This is a genomic window from Nocardiopsis sp. N85, assembly GCF_028882275.1.
Classification (GTDB): domain Bacteria; phylum Actinomycetota; class Actinomycetes; order Streptosporangiales; family Streptosporangiaceae; genus Nocardiopsis; species Nocardiopsis lambiniae.
On the sequence record NZ_JARBUT010000002.1, the window covers coordinates 173,229 to 191,720 of the forward strand.

16 protein-coding genes and 1 riboswitch are annotated in these 18,492 nt (G+C 72.1%); of the genes, 9 read left to right on the forward strand and 7 right to left on the reverse strand.

What is annotated here, in order from left to right; translation table 11 throughout:
• The first annotated feature begins 5 nt into the window (after positions 1–5).
• On the forward strand, positions 6–710 hold the full coding sequence (locus PWG71_RS04785) for a response regulator (protein ID WP_274808277.1): 705 nt from the start codon (positions 6–8) through the stop codon (positions 708–710).
• A gap of 235 nt (positions 711–945) precedes the next feature.
• On the opposite strand, the gene PWG71_RS04790 is transcribed toward PWG71_RS04785, so the two are convergent.
• The 3 genes from PWG71_RS04790 to PWG71_RS04800 all read right to left on the reverse strand — a co-directional run bounded on the left by PWG71_RS04790 (position 946) and on the right by PWG71_RS04800 (position 4,651).
• Positions 946–3,480 (reverse strand): FtsX-like permease family protein, encoded by a 2,535-nt coding sequence (locus tag PWG71_RS04790; protein ID WP_274808278.1) that lies wholly within the window; start codon positions 3,478–3,480, stop codon positions 946–948.
• The gene (locus tag PWG71_RS04795; RefSeq protein ID WP_446724977.1) at positions 3,477–4,220 is read right to left on the reverse strand and encodes an ABC transporter ATP-binding protein; all 744 of its coding nucleotides are present in this window, start codon (positions 4,218–4,220) and stop codon (positions 3,477–3,479) included. The genes PWG71_RS04790 and PWG71_RS04795 overlap by 4 nt, the downstream gene beginning before the upstream one ends.
• 116 nt (positions 4,221–4,336) lie before the next feature.
• The gene (locus PWG71_RS04800; protein WP_274808280.1) at positions 4,337–4,651 is read right to left on the reverse strand and encodes a DMT family transporter; all 315 of its coding nucleotides are present in this window, start codon (positions 4,649–4,651) and stop codon (positions 4,337–4,339) included.
• Positions 4,652–4,680: 29 nt separating this feature from the next.
• A riboswitch (guanidine-III (ykkC-III) riboswitch) is annotated at positions 4,681–4,743 on the reverse strand.
• A 304-nt stretch (positions 4,744–5,047) separates the two neighbouring features.
• Here PWG71_RS04800 and PWG71_RS04805 point away from each other — a divergent pair.
• The 7 genes from PWG71_RS04805 to PWG71_RS04835 all read left to right on the forward strand — a co-directional run bounded on the left by PWG71_RS04805 (position 5,048) and on the right by PWG71_RS04835 (position 12,162).
• Complete coding sequence (locus tag PWG71_RS04805; protein WP_274808281.1) at positions 5,048–5,431, forward strand: DUF485 domain-containing protein; 384 nt, start codon at positions 5,048–5,050, stop codon at positions 5,429–5,431.
• The gene (locus PWG71_RS04810) at positions 5,431–7,110 is read left to right on the forward strand and encodes a solute symporter family protein (RefSeq protein WP_274808479.1); all 1,680 of its coding nucleotides are present in this window, start codon (positions 5,431–5,433) and stop codon (positions 7,108–7,110) included. The genes PWG71_RS04805 and PWG71_RS04810 overlap by 1 nt, the downstream gene beginning before the upstream one ends.
• Positions 7,111–7,434: 324 nt before the next feature.
• Complete coding sequence (locus PWG71_RS04815; protein ID WP_274808282.1) at positions 7,435–8,451, forward strand: sensor histidine kinase; 1,017 nt, start codon at positions 7,435–7,437, stop codon at positions 8,449–8,451.
• On the forward strand, positions 8,448–9,266 hold the full coding sequence (locus tag PWG71_RS04820; RefSeq protein ID WP_274808283.1) for a LytR/AlgR family response regulator transcription factor: 819 nt from the start codon (positions 8,448–8,450) through the stop codon (positions 9,264–9,266). Before PWG71_RS04815 ends, PWG71_RS04820 begins: the two co-directional genes overlap by 4 nt.
• Complete coding sequence (locus PWG71_RS04825) at positions 9,263–9,643, forward strand: hypothetical protein (RefSeq protein WP_274808284.1); 381 nt, start codon at positions 9,263–9,265, stop codon at positions 9,641–9,643. The genes PWG71_RS04820 and PWG71_RS04825 overlap by 4 nt, the downstream gene beginning before the upstream one ends.
• Entirely contained in the window at positions 9,640–11,292 is a 1,653-nt protein-coding gene (locus PWG71_RS04830; RefSeq protein ID WP_274808285.1) for a sodium/solute symporter, read from the forward strand. Before PWG71_RS04825 ends, PWG71_RS04830 begins: the two co-directional genes overlap by 4 nt.
• A gap of 93 nt (positions 11,293–11,385) precedes the next feature.
• A complete protein-coding gene (locus PWG71_RS04835; protein ID WP_274808286.1) occupies positions 11,386–12,162 on the forward strand; it encodes a hypothetical protein in 777 nt (258 codons plus the stop codon).
• Positions 12,163–12,166: 4 nt separating this feature from the next.
• Here PWG71_RS04835 and PWG71_RS04840 read toward each other — a convergent pair whose 3' ends face one another.
• The 4 genes from PWG71_RS04840 to PWG71_RS04855 form a co-directional block, all read right to left on the reverse strand.
• Entirely contained in the window at positions 12,167–12,940 is a 774-nt protein-coding gene (locus PWG71_RS04840) for a bestrophin-like domain (protein ID WP_274808287.1), read from the reverse strand.
• Between the two features lie 160 nt (positions 12,941–13,100).
• A complete protein-coding gene (gene pulA / locus PWG71_RS04845; RefSeq protein WP_274808288.1) occupies positions 13,101–15,899 on the reverse strand; it encodes a pullulanase-type alpha-1,6-glucosidase in 2,799 nt (932 codons plus the stop codon).
• 169 nt (positions 15,900–16,068) lie between these two features.
• Positions 16,069–16,257 (reverse strand): ferredoxin, encoded by a 189-nt coding sequence (locus tag PWG71_RS04850; RefSeq protein ID WP_274808289.1) that lies wholly within the window; start codon positions 16,255–16,257, stop codon positions 16,069–16,071.
• A 5-nt stretch (positions 16,258–16,262) separates the two neighbouring features.
• Positions 16,263–17,474, reverse strand: a complete 1,212-nt coding sequence (locus PWG71_RS04855; protein WP_274808290.1) for a cytochrome P450 — start codon at positions 17,472–17,474, stop codon at positions 16,263–16,265.
• Between the two features lie 247 nt (positions 17,475–17,721).
• Between PWG71_RS04855 and PWG71_RS04860 the strand changes: the two genes are divergently transcribed.
• Positions 17,722–18,444, forward strand: coding sequence for a GbsR/MarR family transcriptional regulator (locus PWG71_RS04860; RefSeq protein ID WP_274808291.1), 723 nt, complete (start codon positions 17,722–17,724; stop codon positions 18,442–18,444).
• Positions 18,445–18,492 lie beyond the last annotated feature (48 nt).

Below are 18,492 nucleotides of genomic sequence, written 5' to 3' on the forward strand. Positions count from 1 at the left end.
GGCGGGTGATCCGGGTTCTGCTGGTGGACGACGAGGCGATGGTGCGCGCCGGGGTACGGGCGCTGCTCGCCCATGCCCCTGACATCAAGGTGATCGCGGAGGCCGAGGACGGCCGCCGAGGGGTGGAGCTGGCACGGTCCCACCGCCCCGACGTGGTGCTCCTCGACATCCGCATGCCCGGCATGAACGGCCTGGACGCGTTGGCGGAGTTGCGGCGTGCCGCCCCCGAAACCGGGGTGGTGGTGCTGACCACCTTCGGAGAGGAGGAGTACGTGGTCCGGGCGGTCGCCGGCGGGGTGGACGGGTTCCTGCTCAAGACGGGTGACCCGTACGAGCTCCTCTTGGGGGTGCGGGCCGTCGCAGAGGGCGGGGTCTTCCTGTCCCCCAAGGTGGCGCGGCGGGTCCTCGCCCTGGTGGACCGGGACCGATCGATGGAGCGCTTGCGCGCCCGGACACGGGTGGCGGCGCTGACCGAAAGGGAACGGCAGGTGCTGGCGCTCCTGGGGGAGGGTTCCTCCAACGGGGACATCGCCCGGCGGCTGTTCCTGGTGGAAGGGACCGTCAAAGGACACGTGAGCGCGATCCTCGCCCGGCTCGGGGTGCGCAACCGGGTGGAGGCCGCGGTCTTGGCACACGAGGCCGGGCTGACCCCGGTCCACGGGGCCCCGACCGAGCCTCCCGACCGGGTGACGGGACCCGCCGACCGATAGAACCCGAGCTTCGGAAGATCTGTACCGGACCACCGCCGGCCGGGGACCTGCCAGGGTGCCCGAACGGACGCGTTGGCGGCTCACAGACCGACCGGGCCCCGGGGCGATGGCACCCGGAGCGGCGGAGCCTCGGCCGGTGAGCCCTGGAGTGGTGAGCCCCGGGTCGCCGGGATCTGAGCCGGTGGGTCCCGGAACGGTCGGCCCCCGCCCGGTGGACCCGGGGCCGGTGGGACGATCATGCGGCGAGCCCTGCGGCCGGGGCGGTCCGTGCCGCCCGACGGGCCGGCAGCACTGCGGAGATGATCCCGATGACCAGGGCGGCCACCGGTATCGACGCCAACCCCGCCCAGGGCACCGCCACCACCAGGGGCGCGGTGTCCCCGACCACGGCGGCGATTCCGGCCAGACCGTAGGGGACCCCGATGAGCACACCGAGCAGGGCTCCAAGGAGGGCGATGACCATCGCCTCCACTGCGAGGGTGCCGCGCAGTCCCGCCCTGGTCAGCCCGAGCGCCCGCAGCAGGGCCGACTCCCGTGTCCGCTCCACCACGGACAATCCCAAGGTGTCGGCCACCCCCAGGGTGGCGATGAGCACGGTCACCAGCAGCATCGCCAAGGCCAGGTTCACCATCATGTCGAGAATCCCGGTGATGTCGCGGCGTTCGCTCGACGCGCCGCCCACCTCCAGGGAGGGATCGGCCGCGGCCACCCGGTCCAGGTGTTCGGAGAGGGCGTCGCGGTCTGCGTCGTCCCGGGCCACACCCCACACCATGCCCCGGTCGACGTCCACCCCCGAGGTGTCCAGGACCCGGGCGTCGACGACCGGGGCGGCGGTCCCCGAGACGGTGGCCAGCGCACCGGTGACCACGGTGAAGGTCCGCTCGGTTCCGCCCAGAGCGAGGGCGACCCGCTGCCCCGATGCCACCCCGAGTCCGGCGAGCTGGTCGTTGGAGACGACCATGACGGGCGTGCCGTCGTCCCCGGTGAGCGCCGGCGCGCCGCTCGCGGCCGTCAGCTCCGGGGTGACCCCGACCAGGGTGACCTCGCCCAGGCCGGTGATCTCCGTACGGGACGTGCGCACCTTCTCCACCATGGTGAGGGCCTCGATGTCGGCGATGACCCGTTCCGTGTCCGGGGAGATCGACCCGGTGTCCACCCGGACGCTCACGTCCACCGGGTAGCGGTTCCTGAGGTCCGCGTCGATGGTGGCCCGACCGGTGGTGGCGGCGGTGAGCAGTGCGGAGATCAGCCCGAGGCCCAACACCAGGGTGAGGGCGGAGGTGGCCGCCCGACCGGGGTCGCGTACCAGGTTCGCCCCGGCCAGTCCCGCGACCCCGCCGCACCGGTCCAGGATCGGTGCGACCAGCACCATGAGGCGGGCCAGGACCGGACGCAGCACCGAGAGCAGGCCGACTGCTCCGAGGAACCCTGCGCCGATGGCGATCGGCAGAACGCCGACGAGCGCGCCGACGGACATCACCGTCCCCCCGACCAGGGCCGCCGCCGCGCCCACCAGGTGCACCGGCCGGGTAGGGATACCGGGTGGTGGGTCGGCCGCGCGCAGCGCCTCGATCGGCGGTACGGCGGCGGCCCGACGCGCCGGCGCCCAGGCCGCGCACACGGTGGTGAGGACACCCGCGCACACGACCCCGACCAGGGCGAGCGGGAAGACGCGCAGTCCCACCCCGGTGAGGCCTGTCAGAGAGGCGCCGACGTACCCGAGGCCCACCCCGGCGGCGCTCCCGAGCAGGGAGCCGAGCAGACCCACGACGGCGGCCTCGGTGACGATGAGCCCGCGAACCTGTCCTCGCCGGGCGCCCACCAGGCGCAGCAGGGCGATGTCGCGGCGGAGCCGGGCGAGCTGGACGGTGTGGGCACCGGCGATGACCATACCCGCCGCGAGCAGAGCGATGAGGCCGAAGACGAGCAGGACCAGGTCCAACTGTCGAGAACCGCCCGCGAACCGATCGGCGGCGAGTTCGGCCTGCTCCACAGCCGTCATGGCGGACAGCCCGGGGGGCAGGGTCGCGTTGAGGTCGGCGACCGTCGCCTCGGGAGAGGCCCCCTGGCGCACCCGGGCCAGCACGGTGGACGGGATGTCACCGGCGAAGAACCCCTCCGTGGCGTAGAGGCGGTACCGCACGCCGGTGAGCGGCCGGAACCCGAGGTCGGTGACGCCCACGACGGTGACCTCGGCCTCACCGGGTCCGCCGAACGCCCCGGTGGAGGCCGCCGTGCCGTCGTCGGCCGTGTCGGTCGCCTTCTCACCCGTCCCCGCGGCGGTGGGCCCCCCGACGCTCGGAGCGGTGTCCCTGAGCCGGATCCGGTCGCCGAGGGCGAGCCCGGCCTGTTCCAGGGTCTCGGTGTCGACGACGACCTCGGTGGGCGACGCGGGCCAGCGCCCCTCCTCCAGGTCGAACCAGCGCAGCGACGGTTCGGCGGCCAGGGAGTAGACGTTGGCGATGGCCCTGCGTTCCTCGGTGACCAGTTGCCGCGTGCGGGCGTGGAAGGCGGTGGCCGCGACGACATCGGGATGCGCGGTGACCTCCGCCGCCCAGTCGGGCTCGGGGTCGGCGCTCTCCGGATCGTGGTCCACCACCACGTCGGCCGTGTTGAGCGGGGCCGCGGCCACGGCGCGGAGCCCGGCCGCCGAGGTGGCGGTGAAGACGGCGGTGGCGGCGAGGAAGGCCGTACCGATCACGATCGCCATCAGGACGGCGAACCGCCGTCCCGGGTGCGCGCGCAACCGGGCCAGGGCGTGGGTGATCACCGGGCCCCCTCCATCGCGCTGAGGATCTCGTGGGGAGCGGGCCGTGGGAGGACTCCGTGCAGGGCTCCGTCCGCCAGCAGCAGCACCCGATCGGCACGGGCGGCGGCGAGCGGGTCGTGGGTGACCATGACGATGGTCCGGCCCAGTTCGTCGCAGGCCGTACGCAGGTGATCGAGCAGTTCGCGGCCGGCGGCCACGTCGAGTGCCCCGGTGGGTTCGTCGGCCAGGACGACCGCCGGTTCGGTGATGAGGGCCCGGGCGATGGCGACCCTTTGCCGTTGGCCACCGGACAGTGCGCTCGGGCGATGCCGAAGGCGCTCCCCGAGCCCCAGCGTCGTGACGAGCGTCTTGAGCGCTCCTGGGGCCGGAGTGCGTCCGGCCAACCTCAGGGGTAACAGGATGTTCTGCTCGGCGGTGAGGGCGGGCAACAGATTGAAGCTCTGGAAGACGAACCCGATCCGATCCCGGCGCAGACGGGTGAGCCCTCGATCGTCCAAGCCGGTCAGGTCGCGCCCCTCGATGAACACCCGACCGGAGGTGGGACGTTCCAGCCCCGCCAGCAGGTGCAGGAGGGTGGACTTGCCCGAGCCCGAGGGGCCCATGACAGCGGTGAACCCGCCGGCCGGGAAGGCGAGGTCGACCCCGGCCACGGCGGTGACCGCGGTCGGGCCCTCTCCGTACCGCTTGACCAGTCCTTCGGTGCGCAGGGCGGGTGCGCTCCGCACCACCGGTGTCCTCATTTCCGCCTCCAACGGTCGATTCCTTCAAACCGTAGAAAGCGGCCCCCGTCCGACGACAGCGCCGGTCGACGGGGCGCACCCCTGACCTTCGTCAGGGGTGCGGGCGCGAGGCGGGGTCAGTGCAGGAGTTTGAGGCCGACCACCCCGGCCACGATGAGCAGCAGGCACAGCGCCTTGGGCACGCTGAACCCCTCACCCAGGAAGAACATGCCCACCAGGGCGGTGCCGACGGCGCCGATCGCCACCCACACCGCGTAGCCCGTGCCCACCGGGATGGTGCGCAGGGCGTAGGCCAGTCCCGCCATGCTGGCGACCAGTGTGACGCCGAACGCGACGGTCGGCCACGGTCGGGTGAAACCCTTCGACGCGCTGAGCGCGGTCGCCCACGCGGTCTCCAGCAGACCGGAGATCACCAGTACGAGCCAGGCCATCGACACACCTCCACGACGAGAACGGATGTTCCACGCCGTCTTGTCCTGACCGGGTACGGCGCACCTCGTCCGGGGTCCTTCGGGACCTGGCCCGCGCGAGGGCGCGGGCGGTGATGGTGTGCACGGTACAACGTCCCGTCCGGGCGGGACCTTCCGCCCCCGTCGGAGGGCTCCCTCACCCCCGGGGACCGTTGGCCGACCGTTCGTCCCCTCAATCGACCGTTCATCGCGCGGTGGGCGACCGCTCGCCGCGCGACCTCCGCGTTCGGCGCGCGCGGACGCGCACCCCCTCCTGCTCGATAGTGCGCCTGCTTACAGTGCCGAGTAATACAGGTCACATCCGAGAAATCGAGCCTTGACACCGCACCGTCCCACCATCCCCCGGAGGTAGTACCCATGACGATCGAGCGGTCCTCGAAGGACGCCTCACCGCCGCCCAACGGCGACGGTGCGGCCCTGAGCGCGGAGGCGGCCATCGCCATGCACTCCGACCCGCGCTTCCTTCAGCTCAAGCAGAGGCTGTACCGGTTCATCTTCCCGATGAGCATCGCCTTCCTCGCCTGGTACCTCCTGTACGTCCTCATGTCGGCCTTCGGCCGGGACGTCATGGGCACGGTGCTCTTCGGCAATGTGAACGTGGCCCTCGTCTTCGGGGTGCTCCAGTTCGCGTCGACCTTCGGCATCGCGATCTGCTACACCCTTTACGCCCGCCGCCACCTGGACCCCGCCGCCGCCGAGGTGCGCGAGGCCCTCCGAGAGAAGGAGGAGGGCTCCGCATGATGCACTTCGCCCAAGAGGCCGCCGCCGGTGACGGCTCCCGCGTCGTCACGATCATCCTGTTCTCCCTCATGGTGGCCGCCACCCTCGGGATCACCGTGTGGGCGAGCCGCCAGACCAAGTCGGCGACCGACTTCCACTCCGGTGGACGCAGCTTCTCCCCGCTCCAGAACGGCCTGGCGATCGGCAGCGACTACATGTCCGCCGCCTCGTTCCTCGGCATCGCCGGCATGATCGCCCTGTTCGGCTACGACGGCTTCCTGTACTCCATCGGTTTCCTCGTCGCCTGGCTGGTCGCGCTTCTGCTCGTCGCCGAACTGCTGCGCAACTCCGGCCGCTACACCATGGGCGACGTGCTCTCCTACCGGATGCAGCAGCGCCCGGTGCGCACCGCGGCGTCGATCTCCACGCTCGTGGTGTCGATCTTCTACCTCCTGGCGCAGATGGTCGGCGCGGGCGCGCTCATCGCCCTGCTCCTGGGCATCCAGGAGGGCCAGACCTTCCTGGGCATGGACGCCGGCACCGCGAAGATCGCCGGCATCGTCGTCGTCGGCCTGCTGATGACCGTCTACGTCGCCTTCGGCGGCATGAAGGGCACCACCTGGGTGCAGATCGTCAAGGCCGTCATCCTCATGTCGGGTGCCGCCCTGTTGACGGTGCTGACCCTGGCCCTGTACGGCTTCAACCTGGGCGCCCTCATGGGTGACGCAGCCCAGGCCAGCGGCCAGGACGGTTTCCTGGAGCCGGGCCTGCGCTACGGCGTCGAGGTCGCGGGCGACCCGCTCCAGACCATGTGGAACAAGCTCGACCTCATCAGCCTGGGCCTGGCCCTGGTGCTGGGTACGGCGGGCCTGCCGCACATCCTCATCCGCTTCTACACGGTCCCGGACTCTCAGAGCGCCCGTAAGTCGGTGAACTGGGGCATCGGTCTCATCGGCACCTTCTACCTGATGACGCTGGTGCTGGGCTTCGGCGCCGCCGCCCTGGTCGGACACGAGGCCATCCGCGCACAGGACCCGGCGGGCAACACGGCCGCCCCGCAGCTGGCGCAGACCGTGGGCCAGAGCATCGGCGGCGACATGGCGGGCGCGGTCCTGCTGGCGGTCATCGCCTCGGCCGCCTTCGCCGCCATCCTGTCCACCGTCGCCGGTCTGGTCATCGCGTCCTCGTCGTCCCTGGCGCACGACTTCTACAACGCGGTGATCCGTCGCGGCAAGGCGACCGGCACCGAGGAGGTCAGGGTCGCCAAGATCGCCGCCCTCGGCGTCGGTACGGTGGCGATCGTCCTGGCGGTGTTCGCCCAGGGACTCAACGTGGCCTTCCTGGTCGCGCTGGCCTTCGCGATCGCCGCCTCGGCGAACCTGCCGACCCTGCTGCTGAGCCTGTTCTGGAAGCGCTTCAACACCCGAGGCGCCCTGGCCGGCATCTACGGCGGTCTGATCAGCGCCGTCGGCCTGGTGTTCTTCTCGCCGGTGGTCTCCGGGTCCGAGACCGCGCTCATCCAGGGCGTGGACTTCTCCTGGTTCCCGCTGCCCAACCCGGCTCTGGTGTCGGTGCCGATCAGTCTCCTGTGCGCCGTCATCGGAACCCTGTCCTCCAAGGAACAGGACTTCGAGAAGTTCGCCCTGCTCCAGGTCCGCGCCCTGTCCGGCGCGGGCGCGGAGAAGGCCACCGACCACTGACAGGAGATCCACACGGGATCCGGGGTGGCCATCGGTGGCCGCCACTCCCTCCGGGGGTCCACCCTTCCCCCGGCACCAGGTCACCGCCCCCGATCCCCTCCCCACCGGGCCCGCCATTCCCACGGGATGGCGGGCCCGGCCCGCTTCCGGACCCGTGCCCACACGGAGATTCCGACGGATACCGAAAGGTGACCCGGGCAACGTGAGCGTCGACACACTTTGCTGGGATATCGTCGTCATGTGTCGTACCGGTGGCCGTCGTGGTTGTCCCCCTCCCGGCGTCGCCGCCCCGCGGCGTCGGAGCAGCGGGCGAGCGTCGAACTGATGCGCCAGGTCCACGCTCTGGGCGTCGACCTCCGGGACGGTCTGCACGGCAGGAGCGTGCACGCCGCCGCCAAACGGCTGCGGCGGCTGCTCTCCGCCGACGGCGTCGTCCTGGCCGACCTGGACGGGCCGGTCGCGGGGCACGGCGGACGGCCGGATCCCGAAGAGGTGGAATCCCTTCTCGCGCAGGTCTTCGAGTACGGCGGCAACGCCCGGACCCGGCTGGGGGACGGCACCACCGTGTGCGCCGTCCCGTTGACGGTCGCCGACGAACTGGCCGGGGCGCTGGTGGCCTGCGGAGATCCGGTGGAGTCGGACGTGGAGGCGGCCGCCGCCCTGGTCTCGGACTCCTTGGACCACGCGGCGCTGCGCAGGGCCCGGGACCGGATCGCCGCCGCCGACCTGCGCACGCTGCGCGCCCAGATCTCCCCGCACTTCGTGCACAACGCGCTCGCCGTCATCGCGGCCCTGGTGCGCACCGACCCCGATCGGGCCCGGCACCTGCTGTCGGACTTCGCCGACTACCTGCGGTACGGCTTCTCCGAGAAGGGCGACTACGCCACGGTCGCCGACGAGCTGGAGGCGGTGCAGACCTACCTCGAACTCCAGCGGGCGCGGTTCCACGACCGTCTGGACATCACCGTGCGGATGGCCCCGGAGGTGCTGCCGGTCGCGATCCCGTTCCTGGTGGTGCAGCCCATCGTGGAGAACGCGATCCGGCACGGCCTGGAACGCAAGGAGGGCCGCGGGCACATCAGCGTCTCCGGGTTCGGCGAGGGCCCGTTGTGCGTCATCGAGATCGAGGACGACGGGGTGGGCATGCACCCCGAGCTGGCCCGGTCCCTGCTGGCGGGCACCGGACCCGAATCGCGCAGCATCGGACTGGCCAACGTCGACCAGCGGCTGCGGGCCGTCTACGGACCCGAGTACGGTCTGGTGATCGAGACCGCGCTGGGGGAAGGGACGAAGGTGACCGTGCGCGTACCGAGGTTCACCCGGGGGGTGGTGGCGCAGTGAAGCCCGCGCTCCGGGTCCTGGTCGTGGAGGACGAGGCGTCCACGCGGCAGGAGATGGCGTCGCTGTTGGGGGACATGCCCGAGGTGGCGAAGGTACTGGTGGCCGACAACGGGGCCGCCGCCGTACGTCTGCTCGGGGTGGAGAGCATCGACGCGGCCTTCCTGGACATCCTCATGCCAGGGCTGGACGGCATGGACGTGGCCCGGGTGTTGAGCGTCATGTCCGAACCGCCGTCGATCGTGTTCGTGACGGCGTCGGAGGCGCACGCCGTGGAGGCGTTCGGCATCGGCGCCGTGGACTACCTGCTCAAGCCGATCCGCCCGGAACGGCTGGCCGAGGCGGTGGGGAGGATCGCGCAACTGCGCCGCCCCGAGGAGGCCGCCCCGCCGGCGGAGGATCTGCACGTGGTGCAGATCGACACGGGGCGCAGGACCGTGTTCGTCAAACGCGACGACGTGCAGTTCGTCGAGGCCCAGGGCGATTACGTGCGGCTGCACACCGCCGATGGGGGCCATCTCATCCGGTTGTCGCTGTCGTACCTGGAGGAGGTGTGGGCGTCGGCCGGGTTCGTCCGGGTGCACCGGGGGTTCCTCATCGCCATCCCGTGGGTGCGCGATCTGCGGGTGACCTCCTCCGCCGGTCTGGTGGCGGGCACCCCGGCCGGGGACGTACCGGTGAGCCGCAGGCACGGACGTCACCTGCGCTCCCGATTGCTGGAGGCGGCACGACGGGACCAGCTGGGGCGCGCGGCCAACGCCCAGGCGCCCCGGGCCGGGGACGGCGACCCCGAGCACCCGCCCCGGCAGACGCCATGAGCCCGCGACGGGAGAAGCTGACCAGCCCGCAGACCCGGATCGCGTTGGCGCGGGGCAACCGCCCGGCCCAGCATCTGCTGCCGATCCCGGAACCGGTGGACACCGAGGCGGCGCGACGGCTGTTCCGGATCCAGCGACGGGCTGCGGTGCGCACGGTGTCACTGCTGTCGCTGTTGCTGTTCGGGATGAGCGGGTCGTTCGCGCTCTGGCCGGTGCTGACCCAGGTGCGTTTGGGCGGGGTCCCGCTGTCGTGGCTGCTTCTGGTGGTGGCGGTGTACCCGTTGCTGTTCCTGTTGGCCCTGTGGCACGTGCGGACGGCCGAACGCGCCGAGGAGTGCGCCGAGGTCGGACGAGGGAAGGACGACACGACCCCGTGATCTCCGTCCTGGCCATCGGACTCGTCGTGGTCACCAGTCTCGTCGTGGGCATCTACGGTGTCCGCGCGGCCCGCTCCACCTCGGACTTCCTGGTCGCCTCACGACGGGTGTCGCCGAACTGGAACGCCATGGCGATCGCCGGCGAGTACCTGTCGGCCGCCTCCGTGCTGGGCCTGGCGGGGCTGTTGCTCAAGAACGGCCTGGGCACCATGTGGTACGCGGTGGGGTTCTGCGCCGGCTACGTGGCGGTGGTGGCGCTGGTGGCCGGGCCGATGCGCCGGTCGGGGGCGTTCACGGTGCCGGACTTCGCCGAGTACCGGCTGGGAGCGCCACGGCTGCGCAAACTGTGCGGTTTCGTGGTGCTGGTGATCATGCTCTTGTACCTGGTGCCCCAGTTCAAGGGCGCGGGCGTCGTGCTGGCCCTGGTCAGCGGCACCCCGTACTGGGTGGGCGTGCTCTTGGCCGGGATCGTGGTGAGCGGGTCGATCGCCGCGGGCGGGATGCGTTCGGCGACCTACGTGCAGGCGTTCCACTACGTCATCAAGCTGCTGTTCATCGCGGTGCCGGCGATCTACCTGGTCGCGTACGCGGGTCCGGAGGTGCGCGCCCAGGCGCTGCATCCGGAGTGGGGGACGCACTTCCCGGAGACGACGCCGGTGGAGTTCACCGTCGACACCCGCTTCGGTCTGGACGAACCGGTGACGGTGACCGCTCCGGACGGCACGACGATCGACCTGGCCGCCGGCGACCACACCGCGTCCGAGGGCACCCGCTACGTGTTCCCGGAGGGGGCGGCGGTGCCCCATCCGCAGGGGCTGCCGGACCTGGGCGGTGAGCGGTGGAGCACGCCCCTGTTGGACTCCGGCGGGTATCCGCTGTTCGAGACGTGGTCGACGCTGCTCGCGATCACGCTCGGTTGTATGGGGTTGCCACACGTCATCATGCGCTTCCACACCAGTCCGACGGCGCGCACCGCCCGCCGGGTGGCGGTGGGCGTGATCGCGCTGCTCGGCCTGTTCTACCTGTTCCCGGTGGTGTACGGGCTGCTCGGTCGAGTGCTGACCCCGCAGTTGGTGCTGTTGCAGGGCACCGACACGGTGGCGGTGGTCCTGCCCGCGCAGGCGGTGCCGGGTTCGGCGGGCACGATCCTGACGGCGTTGGTGGCGGCGGGCGCGTTCGGCGCGTTCCTGTCCACGTCGTCGGGGTTGCTGCTGGCCCTGGCGGGCGGGTTGTCGCACGACCTGTTCCAGGGGAGCGTGCCGCGGTTGCGGCTGGCGGTGGCGGTGGGCGCCTGTGTGGCGGTGCTGCTGGCGCTGCCGGCCGAGGCGATCGACATCAACGTGCTGGTGGTGTGGGCGTTCACGGTGGCGGCGTCGACGTTCTGCCCGCTGCTGGTCCTGGGGATCTGGTGGCGGCGGTTGACCCTGCCCGGTGCCGCGTCCGGCCTGATCGTCGGCGGTGTGACGGCGACCGGGGCGGTGGGGTGGTCGATCCTGCTGCCGACCCCGCCGGGGTGGGCGACGGTGCTGCTGGCGCAGCCGGCGGCGTGGACGATCCCGTTGGCGTTCGCGACGATGATGGCGGTCTCCCGGCTGACCCGGCCGCCGGACTGGGCCGAGCACGCGGTCCTGCGCCTGCACTCCCCGTGAAGGCCGTGCCCCCCGAAGACCATGGTTCCGGCCCGACGAGCGCGGCGAACACGTACGATCTCCAAGTGTAATGTCATGAGCACGAGGAGTGATATGCCTTCCCCCCGCCGCACCCTGACCGCCCTCACGGTGGCACTGCTGCTGATCGGCGGCGCCACGGCGGCCGGGGCCGCCACCCGACCGGCCGACACGCCCCCTGGGCCCGAGGGTCCGGTGACGGTCTCCACGTCGGACGGCGTGCGGGTGGACGCTCCGGGGGTCCGGGTGGTGAGCGGCCCCGAGAGCGTCGAGGTGGAGGTCGGCCGGAGCCCGGTCTCCCACGTACTGGTCTGCGCCGACGGGACCCGTGTGGTGGTCCATTCGGGCCAGGCGCCCCCGTGCCCTTCCCCGAGGCCGCCGCGACCCGCCCCCACCGTGCCGGCCCCGGAGCCGCCGCCCCCCGCCGATCCCCCGCCCTACGAGCCGCCGCCCCCCTCCGAGGAGCGGCCGCCGTCCGAGGAGCGGCCTCCCTCCGAGGAGCAGCCGCGCGTTCCCGGCCCCCGCCCCGGGACCCCCGGCACCGAGCCCGGCCCCGAGCCCGGGACCGACCCCGCGCCGACCCCCGGGACGACAGCCGTCATCGCCGCCCCCTCCGTCACACCCGGCGCCCCGGATCCCGAACGGCCGGCGTCCGAGGCTCCGGTGGCGGCACGGCACGAGGAGCCGGTGCAGGTCGCTCCCGTAGGTTCGCTGCTGGACGCGTCCGAAGGAGGTACGGGGACCGGGACGGCCTCCTTCACCCCCATGCGCACGATGGCGGTGATCCTGGTCGTGGTGATCGTGGCCGTCGCCGGTGCCGCCCGGGCCGCCGGACGCGCGAGCCGTCGGTAGTCGGTCACGGGGCCGTCAGTGCCCGGTCGATGTGGTCGAACCCGCTCAGGGCGTCCTCGATCCCGCCCGCGTCGTGGGAGAGGATGCCGCTGAACGGGTGCCCCATGTAGAACAGCAGCAGGACCGTGACGAACACGAACACCAGGTTGGCGCCGGCCCAGAAGTAGGCGACCCGGGAGCCGCGCCGGACCATGGCGAAGGGCAGGACCGCGACGGCGGTGGCGGACAGCGCGGCGATACCGGTGAGCAGGGGCGGCATGCCCTCGGTGGCGGCGTCGGCCCGTTCGAGCCGGGCCTCCCCCAGCGAGTTCAGCTCCTGGCGGGCGGTGAGCCGGTCCAGCCCGTCACCGGTGTCGGAGACCGAGAGCGACCGCACCGAGGCCGCCAGGTCGGCGTAGGCCGCGTCGCCCTCCCGGCTGAGCCCGTCGGCGGCCCGCATGGCCGGCCAGTCGTCCTGGACGACGGACCCCAGGTAGGCGCGCAGCCGTTCGCGCACCTCCGCGGCCTCGTGCTCGGGCAGTGCGACGGTGCTCCAGTACAGGGACTGCGCGGAGCCGACCTCGGTCATGATGCCGTCCTCGGCCCCCTTGAAGCCCTCCCAGGCGATCACCACCCCCATCGCCGCCGAGCCGAGGTAGAGGGCGAGCACGCACGGGGCCACGACGACCCCCACGGCGCCACCGGACCCCTCATCGTCGACACGGAAGCGGCCGACGGCCAGGGCGGCCCCCGCCACCATGGTGGCCAGTACGGCGAGGACGAGGATCAGGGTGAGCATAAGGGTTCCCGAGGGCAGATTTCATCACTGTCGGTAACATCATTAGCACGTGGCGAAGTGATCTCTCAGCCGTTCACGAAAACACCCGCACCTGTACGTCGGGCGCCGCGTCCGGGGGTCGGTGACCGAGGTGGGCCCGGCCACCGACCCCGCGTCGGGGTCAGTCCGCCACGAAGACCGCGACGGTGCGCGGCGGCACGTTCAGGACACCCGTGTCCGGGTCGAACGCGGATTCGCGCACGACCTCGTCGTCGGACCCGGCCTGCACCGGATGCAGGGCCACGTCACCGCCGATGAGCGCGTCGACCCGCGGTTCCGCCGGGTCGGGGGACGCGTTGAACACCACCGTCACCGAGGTCCACTCCTCGTCGAGGCCGGTGGTGTCGATGTGCATCGTGATGACCCCGGGGATCTCGCCCGCGTCACCGGCGGGGAAGGAGAGTCGTTCCTGGATCTCCTCGGCGGTGCCCAGGGAGAACGCCGGGGTGGACTCGCGGATCCGCAGCAGTTCGCCGAAGCGGTCCCTGCTCGCGTCGATCGCCGCGCAGTCGGCCACCAGGGCGGGATCGGCCAGCAGGGGGCGCGCGTAGGACCACTTGTCCTCGTTGTCCCACGCCGGTGGCAGGCCGACACCGAAGTTGTTGCCCTCGGAGCAGTCCCGGGAGAACCGGTTGAACCAGTCGCCGGAGTCGTAGGAGTTGCGGTCCAGGGACTTGGAACGCAGCCGCTCACTGCCGGCGTGCACGAGTACCGGCCCCTGTCCGAGCAGGGCCGTGCCCAGGGACAGGGCCTGCATCCGCACCCGGTCGTCCATGGGCGTCGTGGGCGGGAGCTTGTAGGCGAGCGCGTCGTACAGGGTCTCGTTGTCGTGCGCGTCGACGTAGGTGATCGCCTCCTGCGGGGAAAGGCTGTACCCGCCGGGGGCGCCGTTGTAATCGACGTCCCAGCCGGTGACCTCCCTGCCGGAGGAGTCCGTGAACCGGTAGTCGCGCAGGTTGCCGGTCAGGCCGACCTTGATGAGGTCCTGGTAGCGGCGCAGCCGGTCCGCCTGTTCCTGCTCCGTGCCGTTGGCGGGCGAGGCGTTGGGGTCGGTGTACAGGCCGCTGCCGAAGCCCTGCACGCCGGGATCGCCGTCGAAGGGGCCGCCGCCGCGCACGGCGTCGCGAAGCCGGTCGTTGAAGGTGCCGATGCCGGTCCCGGCCATGTTGATCTGCGTGGCCTGCTCGAACCGGGCGTCGTCGGCGACCTCGCCGAAGTTCCAGCCCTCGCCGTAGAGAAGGATCGCCTTCCCGTCGACGCCGTCCTCTTCGAGGGTGAGCGCGTCCAGGGCGGCGCGCACGTCCAGCATGTTCTGCTTGGGGTGGTGGCCCATGAGGTCGAATCGGAAGCCGTCGACCTTGTACTCACGGGCCCAGGTGGTCACCGAGTCCACCACGAGCCGTCCCGTCATCAGGTGCTCGGGAGCCGTGTTCGGGCAGCAGGTGGAGGTGGCGACGGCCCCGTCGGCGTCCAGTCGGTGGTGGTAGCCGGGGACGACGCGGTCGAGCACCGACTGCTCGCCCTGGCCGGCCTGGTGGGTGTGGTTGTAGACGACGTCCATCACCACGCGCAGGCCGGCGTCGTTGAGGCCTCCGACCATCGTGCGGAACTCGATGACGCGCGCGGACCCGTCGGGGTCGGTGCCGTAGGAGCCCTCCGGGACCGTGTAGTGGTACGGGTCGTAGCCCCAGTTGAAGGCGTCCTGTGCGCGGATCCCGTCGATACAGGCCTGCTGTCCCTCGGAGTCGGGGGCGAAGGAGCCGAGGTCGCACGGGGGTTCGGCCCGATCGGCGGGGTCCTCCGGGACGGAGCCGATGTCGAAGACGGGCAGCAGGTGGACGTAGTCCATGCCGTCCTCGGCCAGGGCGGCGAGATCGCGCATCCCGGCGGATTCGGTCTCGCCGAACGCCGCGAAGGTGCCACGCAGGTCGGCGGGCACGGTGGCGTCGAAGACGGAGTGATCGCGGACGTGCAGCTCGTAGACCGACGCGTCCCGGAAGGGGACCGCCTCGGGTTTGTCCCGCTCGTGCCAGCCCCGGGGGGCCAGGTCGGGATCGGCGAGGTCGACCATGTGGGAGAGCGCCGAGTCGGTGGACAGCGAGACGGAGTAGGGGTCGGTGACCCGGTTGTCCACGAAGGCGCCGCGGCCGTCGTCGGCGTAGGGGGAGAACACCCGCACGTCGAAGGTGTAGAAGCGGCCCGTCCAGGCGGACCCGCCCTTGACCGACCACACGCCGGTCCGGTCGTCCCGTCGCATGGGAACGGCGCGTCGGTTCCCGCCGGTGGAGTCGGTGAAGAGCTCCAGGGTCACCGAGCGCGCGGTCGGGGCCCACAGCGAGACGGTGGGGCGCCCCCGGGCGTCCCAGAAGACGCCGAGGTCGGCGTCGACGGCCTCGGCGTACACGTCGTCGAGCACACCGGGGATCTGCACCCCCGTCGCGGCGGTGACGTCGCCGTCGGCGTCCCACTCGACGACGACGAGTCGCCCGGTGAGCGCTTCGCGCAGGTGCTCGCGCGGGATGTCCCCGGTCTCCAGGACGGCGAGGTCGGCCAGGTGGGGCCGGGACCGACGTTGCTCCTCGGTGAGTCCGTCGGGGTCGGGGGTCAGCTCCAGGAGGTCGTGGTCGCCGGTGATCCGGCCGTCGGAGACGTCGAAGCCGTCGTCGTCGGAGGCCACCAGGGTGTAGGTGCTCTCGGGGCCGAGCTCGGCCGGCCAGAGCACGGTGGTCGCGTCGATCCAGTGGGCGCGCTGCCGGGTGAGGTCCACCCCCTCCGACACCGGCGGTTCGGCGGGCGCCGTGAAGGCGACGGCGCCGCCGGGGGCGAGCAGGGCCAGGGCGAGTGCGGCGGCGATCGGGCCGACCGCACGAAGGACCCGGGGTCCGGGCCCCGGGCGGGAGTGTACGTGCGGAGGTCTCATGGGGGTGTGGGTCCTCTCGGAGGGTGGGGGCGTCCACCCGCACGGTAATGAGACCCGGATCACCCGCGCAAGGTTTTCCAATGTATTTCTGAAAACTTGCGCATGCATGTCGGGGCGCCTTCGCCGGGGGCTCCGGGGCCGCGGGTGGCGCCCCGCCGCCCCGGAGCGCTCAGGGGGCGGGGACGATCGCGCCGGACGGGCAGGCCTCCGCCGCCCTCCGGACCTCCGGGGAGTCCGGAACGCCACCACCCACCGGCACCACCAAGCCGTCATCCGGGTCCTGCGCGAACACCGCGGGCGCCTTGATCACGCACGTCCCGGCGCCGATGCAGACCGTGCGGTCGATCTCGAACCCCACGGGCCTCACACCTCGTCCCAGGTGACGGGAAGGCTGTACACGCCGTGGATGTCGGAGTCCTCCCGCACGGCCACCTCGTCCGCCGGCACGGCCGGGCGCAGTGTCGGAAACCGCTCGAAGAGCGCCGGCAGGGCGACCCGCAGCTCCACTCTGGCCAACTGCTGTCCCAGGCACTGGTGGGCGCCGTGGCCGAGGGCGAGGTGGCCGGTCGCGTCGCGCCGCAGGTCCAGGACGTCGGGGTCGGTGAACTTCGCCGGGTCGCGGTCGGCGGCGAGGGCGGAGATGGTGACGCTGTCCCCCGCGCGGATCAGGTGGCCCCCGAGTTCGACGTCCTCCAGCGCGGTGCGCACGCCGGTGTGAGCGATGGTCAGGTAGCGCAGCAGTTCCTCGACCGCACGGTCGACGGCCTCCGGGCCCTCGCTCAGGGCGGCGATCTGCTCCGGAGCCGTGAACAGGGCGAAGGCACCCAGCGCGATCATGTTCGCGGTGGTGTCCAGACCCGCACCCAGCAGCAGGACCGCGATGTTGGTGAGCTCCTCGTCGGTGAGGTCCTCACCGACGAGCTCGCCGAGCAGGTCGTCGGTCGGGGAGGCCCGCTTGGCAAGGACCAGCCCGTGCAGGAAGCCGCCCAGCTCGGCCATGGCCGCGCCGACCTCCTCCAGGGAGGCGTTCTGGTCGTTGGTCGAGGACACCAGCCGCTGGAAGTGCCCGTGGTCGCCGGAGGGCACGCCGAGCAGCTCGCAGATCATCAGGGCGGGCACGGGCTGGGCGAAGGCGACCACCAGGTCCACTCCGGGGCCCTCCCCCTCCATCGCGTCGAGCCGTTCGGCGGTGATCTGCTCGACGCGCTCGGTGAGGGCGCGCATGCGCCGGACCGTGAACCTCCCGGCGAGCAGGCGCCGGTAGCGGGTGTGCTCGGGCGCGTCGTGCGAGACGAACATGCCGGGAGGGGCCGGCGGGAGCGGACCGGCGGGAACACCGTTTCGGGGTGTCGGGAGGCGCATGAGCTCCTGCCTCGAACTGAACCGGCGGTCGGCGGCCACCGCGCGGGCCAGTGCGTGGCCGGTGACCAGCCACCCCACGTGCCCGTCGGGGTAGGACATCCGGCTCAGCGGGTGCCGGTCGCGCAGTGCGCCCAGTTCCGCGGGCGGGTCGAAGGGGCACCCCCTCGGGCGTGCCGTGGACAGCGGAGCCGGAGCGGGAAGGGATTCGGGCATGTCGGGCCTCTCGTATCGGGGGCGGTGGTGTCAGGCCGACCGCCCCACCGCACCGCCGTTCGTTCAATACGACCCAAACGCTAAGTTGCATTCAAATATCGATCAATAGCGAATACACTTGCGAAGCCTTTATTTGCAGGCTATGATGGGTAAAGATTGCAATGAGTGTGTGGATTAACGCAACGAGGTTCACGTCAATGATTGCAATGGCCTGTCATTGAACGCACCACCGGCCGAACGGAGCACCGTGCCCGGAGGAAGACTCACCCGGCAGGACCGCAGGGAGATCGCCGACGGGTTGTCCGCGGGTCTCGGGTACGCCGGGATCGCCCGGCGGCTGGGCCGGCCGACCTCGACGGTCAGCCGCGAGGTGGCGCGCAACGGCGGCCCGGACGGCTACCGACCCGACCGCGCCCAGCGGGAGAGCGACAGGCGGGCCCGGCGCGGCGGCGGAGCCCCGGCCCGGCCCGGGACCGTCCGGGAGCGGCCCGGGCGCGATGCCGAGGAGGTCCGCGCGTTCGAGGAGTCGCTCGCCGGGGCGCTGGCCCGCTCGGGGATGACGGCGACGCCGTCCCGGGTGCTCGCCTGCCTGTTCTCCGTCGATGACTCCGGGCTGACCGCCGCCGACCTGGTCCGACGGCTGGGGGTCAGCCCCGCATCGGTCTCGCTGGCCGTCGGGTACCTGGAGGGGCAGGGCCTGCTCCAGCGCGCCCGGCAGGGGCGGCGCGACCTCTACACCGTCGACGGGAACGTCTGGTACCGCTCGGTGGAGGCGTCGATCAGGGCGAACGCCGAGATCGCGGAGACCGCTCGCCGGGGCGCGCGGGCCCTGGGGCCGGACACCCCGGCGGGGAGACGCCTGGTGCACACCGGGGAGCTCCTGGAGCGGGTCGGTGAAGCCCTGCTCCGGACCGTGGAGGAGTGGCCGCCCGCGTGCGGGGGCCACGGGCCGGCCGGGGACCCGGCCTGAAGCACGCCGGAGGGCGCGGACACCGTGCGGTGTCCGCGCCCTCGTCGC

What these genes read in the sequence shown, in the direction of transcription:
- PWG71_RS04805 (WP_274808281.1), top strand. Translation starts at nt 5,048, where the DNA reads ATGACGATCGAGCGGTCCTCGAAGGACGCCTCACCGCCGCCCAACGGC.
- PWG71_RS04810 (WP_274808479.1), top strand. Translation starts at nt 5,431, where the DNA reads ATGCACTTCGCCCAAGAGGCCGCCGCCGGTGACGGCTCCCGCGTCGTC.
- PWG71_RS04855 (WP_274808290.1), bottom strand. Translation starts at nt 17,474, where the DNA reads ATGCCCGAATCCCTTCCCGCTCCGGCTCCGCTGTCCACGGCACGCCCG.
- PWG71_RS04795 (WP_446724977.1), bottom strand. Translation starts at nt 4,220, where the DNA reads ATGAGGACACCGGTGGTGCGGAGCGCACCCGCCCTGCGCACCGAAGGA.
- PWG71_RS04800 (WP_274808280.1), bottom strand. Translation starts at nt 4,651, where the DNA reads ATGGCCTGGCTCGTACTGGTGATCTCCGGTCTGCTGGAGACCGCGTGG.
- pulA (WP_274808288.1), bottom strand. Translation starts at nt 15,899, where the DNA reads ATGAGACCTCCGCACGTACACTCCCGCCCGGGGCCCGGACCCCGGGTC.
- PWG71_RS04825 (WP_274808284.1), top strand. Translation starts at nt 9,263, where the DNA reads ATGAGCCCGCGACGGGAGAAGCTGACCAGCCCGCAGACCCGGATCGCG.
- PWG71_RS04840 (WP_274808287.1), bottom strand. Translation starts at nt 12,940, where the DNA reads ATGCTCACCCTGATCCTCGTCCTCGCCGTACTGGCCACCATGGTGGCG.
- PWG71_RS04815 (WP_274808282.1), top strand. Translation starts at nt 7,435, where the DNA reads ATGCGCCAGGTCCACGCTCTGGGCGTCGACCTCCGGGACGGTCTGCAC.
- PWG71_RS04835 (WP_274808286.1), top strand. Translation starts at nt 11,386, where the DNA reads ATGCCTTCCCCCCGCCGCACCCTGACCGCCCTCACGGTGGCACTGCTG.